The organism is Variovorax sp. KK3 (genome assembly GCF_001984055.1).
In the GTDB taxonomy this organism is placed as follows: domain Bacteria; phylum Pseudomonadota; class Gammaproteobacteria; order Burkholderiales; family Burkholderiaceae_C; genus Variovorax.
In genome coordinates, this window is the sequence record NZ_LYVO01000021.1 from 1 (window position 1) to 11,974 (window position 11,974).

The 11,974-nt window shown below is 69.0% G+C and carries 12 protein-coding genes; 4 read left to right on the forward strand and 8 right to left on the reverse strand.

The annotated features are described in order from the left end of the window. The 4 genes from lptA to argS form a co-directional block, all read right to left on the reverse strand. Window positions 1–668 (reverse strand): lipopolysaccharide transport periplasmic protein LptA (gene lptA / locus B0W80_RS12315; RefSeq protein ID WP_076999433.1); only part of this gene is annotated, 668 nt, incomplete at its 3' end. Between the two features lie 116 nt (window positions 669–784). Further along, window positions 785–1,429 (reverse strand): thiol:disulfide interchange protein DsbA/DsbL, encoded by a 645-nt coding sequence (locus B0W80_RS12320; RefSeq protein WP_076999434.1) that lies wholly within the window; start codon window positions 1,427–1,429, stop codon window positions 785–787. A gap of 84 nt (window positions 1,430–1,513) precedes the next feature. Beyond that, entirely contained in the window at window positions 1,514–2,242 is a 729-nt protein-coding gene (locus tag B0W80_RS12325) for an SPOR domain-containing protein (RefSeq protein ID WP_076999435.1), read from the reverse strand. Between the two features lie 14 nt (window positions 2,243–2,256). Next, the gene (argS, locus tag B0W80_RS12330; protein WP_076999436.1) at window positions 2,257–3,930 is read right to left on the reverse strand and encodes an arginine--tRNA ligase; all 1,674 of its coding nucleotides are present in this window, start codon (window positions 3,928–3,930) and stop codon (window positions 2,257–2,259) included. Window positions 3,931–4,062: 132 nt separating this feature from the next. Here argS and B0W80_RS12335 point away from each other — a divergent pair, with 132 nt between their 5' ends. Further along, complete coding sequence (locus B0W80_RS12335; RefSeq protein ID WP_076999437.1) at window positions 4,063–4,359, forward strand: PsiF family protein; 297 nt, start codon at window positions 4,063–4,065, stop codon at window positions 4,357–4,359. Between the two features lie 59 nt (window positions 4,360–4,418). On the opposite strand, the gene B0W80_RS12340 is transcribed toward B0W80_RS12335, so the two are convergent. Genes B0W80_RS12340 through B0W80_RS12355 form a run of 4 tightly spaced genes read right to left on the reverse strand, consistent with a single transcriptional unit; the run spans window position 4,419 to window position 8,899 of the window. Next, a complete protein-coding gene (locus B0W80_RS12340) occupies window positions 4,419–6,446 on the reverse strand; it encodes a spermidine synthase (RefSeq protein WP_076999438.1) in 2,028 nt (675 codons plus the stop codon). Window positions 6,447–6,453: 7 nt separating this feature from the next. Beyond that, window positions 6,454–6,912: a DUF2214 family protein gene (locus tag B0W80_RS12345; protein WP_076999439.1), complete on the reverse strand. Its 459-nt coding sequence runs from the start codon at window positions 6,910–6,912 to the stop codon at window positions 6,454–6,456. Beyond that, window positions 6,909–7,868: a LysR family transcriptional regulator gene (locus B0W80_RS12350; RefSeq protein ID WP_076999440.1), complete on the reverse strand. Its 960-nt coding sequence runs from the start codon at window positions 7,866–7,868 to the stop codon at window positions 6,909–6,911. Before B0W80_RS12350 ends, B0W80_RS12345 begins: the two co-directional genes overlap by 4 nt. 32 nt (window positions 7,869–7,900) lie before the next feature. Then, window positions 7,901–8,899, reverse strand: coding sequence for a LysR family transcriptional regulator (locus B0W80_RS12355; RefSeq protein WP_083745341.1), 999 nt, complete (start codon window positions 8,897–8,899; stop codon window positions 7,901–7,903). Window positions 8,900–8,976: 77 nt separating this feature from the next. Here B0W80_RS12355 and B0W80_RS12360 point away from each other — a divergent pair, with 77 nt between their 5' ends. From B0W80_RS12360 to chrA, 3 genes are all read left to right on the forward strand, one after another. Further along, on the forward strand, window positions 8,977–9,528 hold the full coding sequence (locus B0W80_RS12360; RefSeq protein WP_076999441.1) for a hypothetical protein: 552 nt from the start codon (window positions 8,977–8,979) through the stop codon (window positions 9,526–9,528). Window positions 9,529–9,590: 62 nt separating this feature from the next. After that, complete coding sequence (locus B0W80_RS12365; RefSeq protein WP_076999442.1) at window positions 9,591–10,574, forward strand: tripartite tricarboxylate transporter substrate binding protein; 984 nt, start codon at window positions 9,591–9,593, stop codon at window positions 10,572–10,574. A 48-nt stretch (window positions 10,575–10,622) separates the two neighbouring features. Further along, window positions 10,623–11,972, forward strand: coding sequence for a chromate efflux transporter (gene chrA, locus B0W80_RS12370; RefSeq protein ID WP_076999443.1), 1,350 nt, complete (start codon window positions 10,623–10,625; stop codon window positions 11,970–11,972). Window positions 11,973–11,974: the final 2 nt, after the last annotated feature.

Below are 11,974 nucleotides of genomic sequence, written 5' to 3' on the forward strand. Positions count from 1 at the left end.
CCCTGGCCGGGCGCCTGGGCCTTGGGCTGGGTGGCGGGGGCGGGAGCGGCCGATGACGGCGCCCTGGCGCCGCCCGCGGCCGGCGCCGACGCGGCCGCCTTTGGCGTCAGGATGGCCCGCACGCGCCCGCCGGGCTGCGTGGCGACACCGGCATTGGGCGGCAGCCCGGAGCCATTGACGGTGAAGGTGTCGTTGCCCTGGTCGTACACGATCATCGGGCCGCTGCTCTCGTCGTTGACGGTGGCGCCGTAGAGGCGGCGCATCACGGCGCGGCGGATGAACTTCACGTTGTCGGCGCGGCTGTCGTATTCGATGACTTCCGACTCGCCCTCGATCCACTCGTCGGTGCCGGCGTCGCGCTTCTGCTTGTAATAGGCCAGCTTGCCGGGCGCGGCCGTGACCACGCCGTACTGGTAGCCCTCGGGGTCCTGCCGCACGTCGATGCGGGTGCCGCGGATGACGATCGTGCCCTTGGTCACCACCACGTTGCCGGTGAAGACGCTGGTCTGCTTGAGGTCGTCGTAGCGCATCGAGTCGGCCTCGATGTTCATCGGCTTGGTGCGGTCGGCTTTCTCGGCCTGCGCCGAACCGACACCGGCCAGCAGCAGGGCGAATACCAAAGCACGACAGGGATGGAGAAATGCGGGGGCGAAGGAGAACGAATTCATAAAGGCACGAAACTTGCTGGAAGATTGTATGCGTCCTCATGGACTCGAACCGGACCTTCGGTCGCCCGGATGAAAAAGCCCGCCGAGGCGGGCTTTGCGGGGAAGCGCAGCGAGGCTCAGGCGCTCTTGCGGGCCTCGGCGATCAGCGAGTCGGTGACCTGCAGGGCCCGCTCCATGCTGCGGGCCATCTCGCCGTCGACATACCAGCGACCGGCAATGCCCAGCGAAGGCACGCCGGCGACCTGATAGGCGTCCTGCAGCTGCTTGGCACGCTGGATCTTGCTGGCCACGCTGAAGCTCTTGTATTGCTCGGTGAACTTGTCCTTGTCGAGCCCGTTGGCGGCGGCCCAATCGAGGATCGCCTGCTCGCCGCTCAGGTTCTGGCGCTGCTGGTGGATGGCGTTGAACACGCGGCGCTGGTATTCGTCGACCTTGCCCATGCCTTCGAGCGCGTAGTAGAGCTTCTGCTGCGGCTGGAAGCTGGGCTGGAAGGCGACCGGCACGCGGCGGAAGGACACCTGGGGCGGCAGCTTGCGGATCCAGGCCTCGAGCGCGGGCTCGAAGGCGTTGCAGTGCGGGCAGTTGTACCAAAAGAACTCGATCACCTCGACCTTGCCGGCCGGTGCGTCGACCGGCACGCGCTTCTCGAGCACCGCGTAGTCGCTGCCGGCCTTCGGGGCTTGCGCCTGGGCCTGGGCGGGGGACATGAGGGGAAGCAGGCCCAGCGAGGTGGCTGCCAGCGAAAAATCACGACGTTTCATATGTTTGTTTCTCCAGTGCGGCTGACAGAGCCGGTGCGCCGGCCCGGAGTTCCCGAATCGGCTGGCGATGGTGGGGGCGAAGGCTCAGCGCTGCACGCGCACGAGGGCGGATTCGAGGCCGTTGCCATCGAGCCGTTCCTTGAGCCGGTCGGCTTCTTCCTTCTTGTTGAACGGGCCTGCACGCACCCGGAACACGGTGCGGCCGGCCTGCTCGCGCTCGGTGATGCGCGCCTCGACACCCATCAGCGACAGCTTGGCGCGCTGCGCCTCGGCATCGTCGGTGCTGCGGAATGCGCCAGCCTGCACGAAGTACATGAAGGGGTCGCTGCTGCTCGGTGCGGCGGACGCGGTGGTGGTGCTGCCGCCAGCGGCAGCGCCGGCACCGGCACCGGAACGCGCGCGGGCGAGGTCGCCGATCGGGTCGTTCGACGGCGGCAGCGCGTTGGCTTCTGCCGGCGTGGGCGGACGGGGCGCACGTTGCTGCTGCCCGGGCGCGACCACCACCGGGGCCGGCGCGGTCTGCGGGGCGGCCGGTGCGGCGGCACTGGGCTGTGCAGGAACAGCGGGCGCAGCCGGCGGCTCGGGCGGGCGCACGGCACCCGCCTTGCCGGCGAGCGGCGCGTTGGGGTTCCAGTCGCGGTTCTTGCGGGCTTCGGCCTCGTCCTGCTCGGCGCCGCCGCGCTGGGTCTTGGTCATGAAGGGAATGGGCACCTTGGTCACGTAGACCGCAATGCCCAGCGCCACGCCCAGGCCCAGCACCAGGCCGACGATCAGGCCGATGACGATGTTGCCGCGTTGTCTTCTAGGAGTCATGGTGAGGATTGCAATCACATCTTGCGCGGCGCGCTCACGCCGAGAATCGCGAGGCCATTGTGCAGCACCTGGGCGGTGGCGGCGACCAGGGCCAGGCGGGCCATTTTGACGGGTTCGTCGTCGACCAGGATGCGCTCGGCATCGTAGTAGCTGTGGTAAGCCGAAGCCAGCTCTCGCAGGTAGAAGGTGACGTCGTGCGGCGCGAAGTCTTTCGCCGCGCCGGCCAGCATGTCGGGGAAGCGGGCCAGCAGCAGCAGCAGCGGCTGCGCGGCCGGACTCGACAGCGGCGCCAGGTCGGCCTGGCCCAGCGTGGCGACGTCGCCGCCCCAGGACGCCAGCACCGAGCAGATGCGCGCGTGGGCGTACTGCACGTAGAAGACCGGGTTGTCGTTGTTCTGCGCGATCGCCAGGTCGACGTCGAACGTGTATTCGGTGTCGGGCTTGCGGCTCAGCAGGAAGAAGCGCACGGCGTCGGTGCTGGTCCACTCTATCAGGTCGCGCAGGGTGACGTAGCTGCCGGCGCGCTTGCTGATCTTGACCTCTTCGCCGCCGCGCATCACGCGCACCATGGTGTGCAGCACGTAATCGGGGTAGCCGGCGGGAATGCCCTCGCCGGACGCCTGCAGGCCGGCGCGCACGCGGGCGATGGTGCCGTGGTGGTCGGTGCCCTGGATGTTCACGACCTTGTGGAAGCCGCGCTCCCACTTGGCGATGTGATAGGCGACGTCGGGCACGAAGTAGGTGTAGCTGCCGTCGCCCTTGCGCATGACGCGGTCCTTGTCGTCGCCGTAGTCGGTCGACTTGAGCCACAGTGCGCCGTCCTGCTCGTAGGTCTTGCCGGCCGCGACCAGCTTGTCGACCGTGGCCTCGACGCGGCCGCTGGTGTAGAGGCTGGACTCGAGGTAATAGTTGTCGAATCGCACCTGGAAGGCCTGGAGGTCCAGGTCCTGCTCGTGGCGCAGGTAGGCCACGGCGAACTGGCGCATCGAATCGAGGTCGTCCACGTCGCCGCTGGCGGTGTACTCGCGGTCGTCCGAGCGCACGGTCTTTTTCGCTTTGAAGTCGTCGGCGATGTCGGCGATGTATTCGCCGTTGTAGGCCTGCTCGGGCCATTGCGGGTCGCCGGGCTTGAAGCCCTTGGCGCGCAGCTGCGTGCTGGTGGCCAGGGTCTGGATCTGCACGCCGGCGTCGTTGTAATAGAACTCGCGATACACCTGGGCGCCCTGCGTGGCAAGCAGGTTGCAGATGGCGTCGCCCAGTGCGGCCTGGCGGCCGTGGCCCACGTGCAGCGGGCCGGTGGGGTTGGCCGAGACGAACTCGACCAGCACGCGTTCGGCCGTGCCGGCCTGGCGGCCGAAGGCCTCACCCGCGCCCAGCACCTCGCGCACCACCTGCTGCTTGGCAGCGTCCTTGAGGCGGATGTTGAGGAAGCCGGGGCCGGCGATTTCGATGGCGTCAACCCATTGTCGGAAGGCAGGCGTGGCGCGCAGTGCGGCGCTGATGTCTTCGGCCAGTTCGCGCGGCTTGCGGCCGAGTGGCTTGGCGAGCTGCATGGCGGCCGTGGAGGCCAGATCGCCATGGTCTGCGACCTTGGGCGATTCGAAGGCCGCCTTGGCGCCGTGGCCGGGGGAGAAGGATTCGAGCGTGCCGGCGAGTGCCGCGAGCAGCTCCTGTTTGACCAATAGCATCGCGGGATTTTACCGGGGGCAAACCCGGCACCTCCGGCCCGCCGGTCATCCAGCGGTCAGGGGCGGCCGTTAGCATGGGCGGCCCCGACCCGAGGCCTTGTCACAACCCCAACCTGCGAGGACACACACATCATGAAGAAACTGCTCCCTCTGATGGCCATGGCTGCCTGTCTTTCCTTCGGCGCCGCCCACGCGCAGGACAAGGCCCCCACCGCCCAGCAAAGCAAGATGGCCACATGCAACAAGGAAGCCGCCGACAAGAAGGGCGACGACCGCAAGGCCTTCATGAAGACCTGCCTGTCGGCCAAGCCCGAGACGCAGCAGAGCAAGATGAAGACCTGCAACGCGGACCCGAAGGCCAAGACGCTCAAGGGCGACGAGCGCAAGGCCTTCATGAAGGAATGCCTGAGCGCCAAGCCGACCGCCTGACGCGCCTTCGTTTCCACAGCCCCGCCGGCTCCGGCCCGCGGGGCTTCGTTCGTCCTGGGCTAACGCAGCACGCTGAAGAGGTTGTTGAAGTCGTCGGTCCAGGGCGCCACGCCGCGGATCGGATCGGGCGTCGTGCCCGCCCCCCGGAAGGGCTCGCGCTGCAGCGCCTGTGCATCGCGCGCCACCAGCATCCAGATGCTGCGCTCGACGTCGACCGCCTCCGGATTGTCCTCGACGAGCAAGGCATGCAGCCCGCGTGACTGCGCGATGTTGGTCACCACGTCGTCGAGCTTGAGGTAGCGGTTGGAGACGTGGAAGGCGATCACGCCGTCGGGCTTGAGGTGACGCAGATAGATGTCGAGCGCCTGCACGGTCAGCAGGTGCGCCGGCACCGAATCGCCCGTGAAGGCATCGACCGCGAGCACGTCGAGGCCCTGCGGCGCCTCGCGCTCGAGCGCCAGCCGCGCGTCGCCCAGCACGCGGTCGATGTGCGCGTCGCTGTCGCGCAGGTAGCTGAATTCGCTGTCGGCCAGGTCGAAGACGCGCTGGTTGATCTCGTAGATGCGGTACACGTCGCCCGGCCGCCCGTAGGCGGCCAGCGTGCCGGCGCCCAGCCCGATGACGCCGACGCGGCGCGGGCCGGACGGCGCGGCCTCGATGGCGCGGCCGACGCCCGAGGTCTTGCTGTAGTACGAACCCGGCCAGCGGCGGTTCTCGGGCGAGAGGTACTGCTCGCCATGCAAGGTGCTGCCGTGGTACAGGCGGCGCACCCGGTCGTTCTCTTCGGTGCCCGAGTCGGACACCATCATCGCGCCGTAGAAGTTGCGGTCGAGCCGCCGCGCGCGCGTGTCGTCGCGCACCTGCTCCGACAGATACCAGCTGCAACCCGCAGCCAGCGCCAGCGACACCAGCACGCCGATGCGTCGATGCCGCCACACCACGATCGCGGCCAGCGCGCACAGCACGAGGCCGATGCCCAGCTCGTAGAAGGCCGGAAGCACGTAGGGCGCGCCCAGTCCCACGAGCACGCCACCGAGCGCGCCGCCCAGCGAGAGCATCAAGTAGAAGCGCGTCAGGTATTCGGGGCCGGGCCGCAGGCGGGCCGTCTCGCCGTGCAGGCAGAGGCACAACACGAACAGGCCACCCACGAAAATCGGCAGCCCCGTGCGCAAGGCGCTGCCGATGCTGTCCTGCAGCGCATAGGCGCCCAGCACCAGCATCGCGGCCGCCAGCGGCAGCACGATGGGGCGGCGGTACCAGCGGTCGCTGTCGAAGCTGAGGATGAAGCTCAGCAGGTACACCGACAGCGGCAGCACCCACAGGAAGGGCACCGGCGCCACGTTTTGCGTGACGTGGTTGGTGACGGCCAGCAACAGCCAGGTGCCCAGGGCGGGCAGCGCGAGCCACAGCAGCTGGTCGACCGCGCGCGGCTTCGCGCTCGGCACGCTGGCGGCGGCATCGGAAGCCGGCGCGGGCGCGGCACCGGGCCAGCGCCGCGCCACGTAGAAGGTGGTGGCGCCGCACAGCAGCACGAAGAGCACGAAGCCCACCGACCAAGCCCAGGCCTGCTGCGGCACGGTGCTGCGCGGCTCGATGAGCACCGGGTAGCTCAACAGCGCGGCCAGCGAGGCCAGGTTGGACAGCGAGAAGTACCGATACACCTGCGCGCCCCACGGCGTGCGCGTGACCCACGACTGCACCAGCGGCCCGGTGGTCGAAAGCAGGAAGTAAGGCAGGCCGATGGTGGCGACGAGCAAGCCCAGGATGCGCAGCGTCGGCTCTTCGCTGCCGGCCGGTTTCCAGGCGGCATCGGCCAGCACGGGCAGGAAGGCCAGGCTCGCCAGCAGCAGCACGCCATGCACCTTGGCCTGCGTGCGCGGCGCGAGCCTGCGGGTGATCCAGTCGGCATAGGCATAGCCGGCCAGCAGCGCGAGCTGAAAGAACACCATGCACACCGACCACACCGCCGCCGAGCCGCCGAACCACGGCAGGATCTGCTTGGCGATCAGCGGCTGGACCAGGAACAGCAGGAAGGCACTGGTGAAGATGGTGCCGGCGAACAGCGCTTTGACGGCGACCGGCTGCATGGCCTGGTCAGCCCTTCGCGCCGAAGCCGCGCGCGAGGAACACCGCCACCAGCGGGATCAACGCGATGATGTGGGCCTGGATCATGACCAGCTTGCGGGTCTTGCGGATCTCGGCCTCGGCCGGCAGCGTGCCGGTGGAGCGCACCGCCTTGCGCCAGCGGAAGTAGGTGAGCGTCGGGAAGATGGAGAGCACGCCGACGATGATGAAGAGAGTCAGCTTCACGTGCAACAGCGGATTGGTCCAGTACCAGGCCGTGCCCTTCATGCCCCACCAGGTGCGCGCGACACCGGTGGCCAGCACGGCGATGGCGGCGATGCCGTAGATCATGTCCACCTTCGCGAGGCGTTCGACCGCAGCGGCGTTGAGCCATTCGACGCGGCACAGCGCCGCCTCGCTGGCGATGAACACCACCATCGTCAAGATGGCCAGGATGTGCAGGTAGGCAAGGATCGCTTCGAGGGTCATCGTGCAGGTTCTGTGGGGTTGCCGGGCGCAGCGATTGTGCCGCCCCAGAACTCGGGCCGTGCGTATTGGGCCTTCAAGTAGTCGAGCCAAAGACGCACCCGCAGGGCCAGGTGCTTGCGCTGCGGGAACACCGCGTAGATGCCGTTGGGCGGCGCCGCGAAGTCGTCGAGCAGCGGCACCAGCAATCCGGCATCGATCTCGGCCTCGACCTCCCAGGTGCTGCGCCAGGCGATGCCGTGGCCGGCCAGGCACCAGTCGTGCAGCACCTGGCCGTCGGAGCAATCGAGCGGCCCCGTGGGCTTCAGGTGGATGACCTCCGACTCGCCGTCGACCGAAGGCACGCGAAAGGCCCAGCCGCGGGTCTGCGAGGCGTCGCTCGACAGGCTCAGGCAGGCGAAGCGCGACAGCTCGCCCGGGTGCCGCGGCGCGCCGTGCTTGCGGATGAACTCGGGCGTGGCCACGCAGCGGCGCCGGTTGTCGGCCAGGCGCACGCTGACCAGCGACGAGTCGGGCATGTCGCCCACGCGCACCGCGCAGTCGTAGTTCTCGCCGGTCACGTCGATCACGCGGTCGCTGAGGTTGAGCGAGATCGTGACCTCGGGGTGCAACTGGTGGAAGCGCGGCACCAGCGGCGCGACGTGGCGGCGGCCGAAGCCCGCCGGCGCCGTCACCCGCAGATGGCCGCTGGCCTTGACGCCACCGGCGCTCACGCTGGCCTCGGCATTGGCCAGCTCGACCAGCATGCGCTGGCAGTCTTCGAGAAAAGCGCTGCCCTCATGCGTGAGCGTGATGCGGCGGGTGGTGCGCACGAGCAGCTTGACGCCCAGGCGCTCTTCCAACGCATCGAGGCGGCGGCCCATGATGGCCGGCGCAACGCCCTCGGCCTTGGCCGCGGCCGTGAGGCTGCCCCGGGTGGCGATCGCGACGAAGGATTCGAGCTGCTTCAGGCGGTCCATCGGCGGCGATTATGCGGAGTGCGCCGCGGGCATCAGGCCTCGCGCGCGCATTCGATCATCAGGCCGCGCAGCCAGTCGTGTGCCGGCGAATGGTCGGTGCGTGCGTGCCACAGCATGCGCACGTCGAAGAGCGGCAGCTCCAGCGGCAGGTCGAAGGGCGCGACCGCGGCCATGCGCGTCATGCGCCGCGCCAGCCGTGCCGGCACGCTGGCCACCATGTCCGAGGTCTCGAGCATGAAGGGCAGCGCCAGGAAGCTGGGCTTGATCATCTGCACGCGGCGGCGCAGCCCGAAGGGCGCCAGGGCCTCGTCGATCTGCACGTTGTAGATCTGCGCCGCCACGGGCTCGATGGTCACGTGCGGCAGCGCGCAGTAGCCAGCCACGTCGAGCGGCTGCCGGTGCAGGGCGTGGCTGCCGGCTGCCAGCCCCAGAAAGCGGTCCGAGAACAGCTTGCGCCCCTTGAGGTAGTCGGGCGCGTTGGGAAAGTACGTGAGCGCCAGGTCCAGCTCGCCGGCCGCCATCATCTCGCCGAAGTGATGCGGGTTGGTCTGCAGCACGTGGAGCTTGACGCCCGGCGCTTCCTGGCGGATGCGCCGCATCACGGCCGGCATCATCAGCAGGTCGATGTAGTCGATGACGATCAGGCGGAAGGTGTGGCTGGCGGTGGCGGGGTCGAAGCGGGCCGGCTCGATCACCCGGTCGACCGCGGCGATGGCATCCTGCACGCGCGGCCACAGCAGCAGCGCCAGTTCGGTGGGCATGAGGCCGCTGCCCGAGCGCATCAGCAATTCGTCGCCGAACAACTCGCGCAGCCGTGCGAGCTGCGTGCTCATGGTGGACTGGCTGATCTCCAGGCGTTCCGCCGCGCGCGTGACGTGGCGCTCGCGCAGCAGGGCGTCGAAGGCGCGCAGCAAATGCAGGTCGAGGTCCGGCAGCTTCATGGGACCGATCTTGCCGTGCGGCGCGGGCGATGGCGCGTTGGCCACCACGGGAAAACCCGCACGCGCCATCGAGAAGGCGATGGCGGGCATCGGCCGGCGCGATTGCCGCTGGCGGCATGCGTGCAAATACTCGGCGGCATCCGATTCAACCGAGACGAGACACCCCGATGAGCATTCCAGAGATCCGCGTCACCCGCGAAGAGATGCGCCAGCGCGTCGCCTACTTCAAGGACCTGAAAGGCTTCGACGGCGGCCTGCCCGACAGCCGCTACCCGAGCGCCGTGCGCAAGCTGTACAACGCCGTGGGCTTCCAGCCGCCCGAGGGCAAGGGCGGCGCCCAGGTGGTGTCGCCGGTGGGCGCACAGGCGGCCGAGAACGCGGCCATCCGCATCAGCGAGGGCTTCAACCTGGGCTTCTGCGAGGCCAAGCCGGGCAACGGGCCGATGATGCACAACCACGACACCAACGAGACCTTCATGCCGCTGACCGGCCGCTGGCGCTGCGCCTGGGAGCTCGACGGCCGCGAGGAGCATTTCGACGTCGGGCCCTGGGACATCTGTTCCTTTCCGGCCGGCGTGAACCGCCGCTTCGAGAACATCACGCACGACGAACCCGGGCAGACGCACTTCCTGCTCTTCGTGATCGGCGGCAACGCGCCGGAAGCAGACTTCACCGAGAAGGCCAAGGCGACGCTGCGCGAAGAAGGCTTCCTGGCCTGAACGCCAACACCCGACGCATGACACGACGCCGAAACGACGACGCAACAACGACGAGACATCCCATGCCCCACGCCCTTTCACGCCGCGCCGCACTCACCCGCCTCGGCGCGGCCGCCCTCGCCACGGCCGCCCCCTCGATCTGGGCCCAGGGCCGCTGGCCCGAGAAGCCGATCCGCATCGTCGTGCCCTTCGCGGCCGGCGTGTCGCCCGACGTGGTGGCGCGCATCGTCGGCGACCCGCTGGGCCGCGCGCTGGGCCAGCCGGTAGTGATCGACAACCGCGCCGGTGCGGCCGGCATCATCGGCGCCGAGGCCGCGGCCAAGAGCCCGGCCGACGGCTACACGCTGTTCATGACGGTCAACTCCATCATGGGCATCAACCCCAACGTCTACACCAAGCTGCCGTACGACACCTTCCGCGACTTCGCGCCGGTGACGCAGGTGGCGCTGGTGCCCTACGTGCTCATCACCGGCCCGAGCCAGCCCGACAAGGGCTTGAAGGACCTGATCGCCCGCGCCAAGGCCAAGCCGGGCTCGGTGGACTACGGCTCGCTGGGCATCGGCTCGGGCCCGCACGTGGTGATGGAGATGATGAACAACATGGCCGGCGTGCAGATGGTGCACGTGCCCTACAAGGGCAGTCCGCTGGCCGACGTGATGGCCGGCCAGATGCCGCTGGCCTTCGAGCCCGCCACCACCGCCGTGCCGCTGGTGAAAAGCGGCAAGCTGCGCGCGCTGGCCGTGACCAGCCCGAAGCGCAGCCCCTCGCTGCCCGAGGTGCCGGCGGTGGCCGAGGTGCTGCCCGGCTACGACGGCGACGGCTGGCAGGGCTTCTACGTGCCGGCCGGCACGCCGAAGGAGATCGTCGAGCGCTACAACACCGAGATCGTCAAGGTGCTGGCCTTGCCCGAAGTGAAAAACAAGCTGGTCGACCTGGGCCTGCAGCCGGTGGGAAACTCCGTCGAAGCCTTCGCCAAGGTGTCGCGCGACGAGTTCGACAAGTGGGGAAAGATCGCCAAGGCGAACCACATCCGCATCGATTCCTGAGCGGGCCGCGGCCACGAAGCCGCCACGGGCTTCGCTTAGGCTCGGGGCATGCCTGCCCCTCCAGCCATGCCCGCCGTGCCCGCGCCCATCGGCTTTGCCGAAGCCTTTCGCTTCTGGCTCAAGCTCGGTTTCGTGAGCTTCGGCGGGCCGGCGGGGCAGATCGCGATCATGCATGCCGAGCTGGTGGAGCGCCGCCGCTGGATCAGCGAGGCGCGCTTCCTGCACGCGCTCAACTACTGCATGCTGCTGCCTGGCCCCGAGGCGCAGCAGCTCGCCACCTACATCGGCTGGCTCATGCACAAGACTTGGGGCGGCATCGTGGCCGGTGCGCTGTTCGTGCTGCCCTCGCTCTTCATCCTGGTGGGGCTGTCGTGGGTCTACCTGCGCTTCGGCGACGTGCCGGTGGTGGCGGGCATCTTCTACGGCATCAAGCCGGCCGTCACCGCACTGGTGCTGCATGCGGCGCACCGCATCGGCACGCGCGCATTGAAGAACGGGTGGATGTGGGGCATCGCCGCCGCCGCCTTCGTGGCCATCTTCGCCTTGCAGGTGCCATTCCCGGCGATCGTGATCGCGGCGGCATTGGCCGGCTGGCTCGGCTCGCGCGTGGCGCCACAGCTGTTCGCGCCCGGTGGAAGCCACGGCGATGCGCAGAAGCGCTACGGGCCCGCGTTGATCGACGACGACACGCCCACGCCGCCGCATGCGCGCTTCACGCGCGGCCGCCTGGCGACCGTGCTGCTGGCCGGCCTGGCACTGTGGGGTTTGGCCATGGGCGCGCTCATGGCCGTGCAGGGATGGCACGCCACGCTCGCGCAGATGGGCTGGTTCTTCACCAAGGCCGCGCTGATGACATTCGGCGGCGCCTATGCGGTGCTGCCCTACGTGTACCAGGGCGCGGTCGAGCAGCACCGGTGGGTGACGGCCACGCAGATGATCGACGGCCTGGCCCTCGGCGAGACCACGCCCGGCCCGCTGATCATGGTGGTGGCCTTCGTCGGCTTCGTGGGCGGATGGGCGAAGCAGGTGCTCGGGCCCGAGGCGCTGTTCCTCGGCGGCGCGCTGGCGGCGGCGGTCGTGACCTTCTTCACCTTCCTGCCTTCATTCGTCTTCATCCTTGCGGGCGGGCCGCTGGTCGAGGCCACGCACGGCAGGCTGGGCTTCACCGCGCCGTTGACGGCGGTCACGGCGGCGGTGGTGGGCGTGATCCTGAACCTGGCCCTGTTCTTCGCGTACCACGTGCTGTGGCCGCAGGGCTTCGGGGGCAGCTTCGACGTGATCGCTGCGGTCATTGCCGCAAGCGCTGCCGTCGCGCTGTTCCGCTTCGGCATCGGCGTGCTGCCGTTGCTGGGCGGCTGCGCGGTGGTCGGACTCGCGGTCACGGTCCTGCTGCGCTGACG

Bases quoted from the DNA above. Each gene is read 5' to 3' on its own strand.
- B0W80_RS12325 (WP_076999435.1), bottom strand. From the start codon at position 2,242: ATGACTCCTAGAAGACAACGCGGCAACATCGTCATCGGCCTGATCGTC.
- argS (WP_076999436.1), bottom strand. From the start codon at position 3,930: ATGCTATTGGTCAAACAGGAGCTGCTCGCGGCACTCGCCGGCACGCTC.
- B0W80_RS12340 (WP_076999438.1), bottom strand. From the start codon at position 6,446: ATGCAGCCGGTCGCCGTCAAAGCGCTGTTCGCCGGCACCATCTTCACC.
- chrA (WP_076999443.1), top strand. From the start codon at position 10,623: ATGCCTGCCCCTCCAGCCATGCCCGCCGTGCCCGCGCCCATCGGCTTT.
- B0W80_RS12360 (WP_076999441.1), top strand. From the start codon at position 8,977: ATGAGCATTCCAGAGATCCGCGTCACCCGCGAAGAGATGCGCCAGCGC.
- B0W80_RS12350 (WP_076999440.1), bottom strand. From the start codon at position 7,868: ATGGACCGCCTGAAGCAGCTCGAATCCTTCGTCGCGATCGCCACCCGG.
- B0W80_RS12320 (WP_076999434.1), bottom strand. From the start codon at position 1,429: ATGAAACGTCGTGATTTTTCGCTGGCAGCCACCTCGCTGGGCCTGCTT.
- B0W80_RS12355 (WP_083745341.1), bottom strand. From the start codon at position 8,899: ATGCCCGCCATCGCCTTCTCGATGGCGCGTGCGGGTTTTCCCGTGGTG.
- B0W80_RS12365 (WP_076999442.1), top strand. From the start codon at position 9,591: ATGCCCCACGCCCTTTCACGCCGCGCCGCACTCACCCGCCTCGGCGCG.
- B0W80_RS12345 (WP_076999439.1), bottom strand. From the start codon at position 6,912: ATGACCCTCGAAGCGATCCTTGCCTACCTGCACATCCTGGCCATCTTG.
- B0W80_RS12335 (WP_076999437.1), top strand. From the start codon at position 4,063: ATGAAGAAACTGCTCCCTCTGATGGCCATGGCTGCCTGTCTTTCCTTC.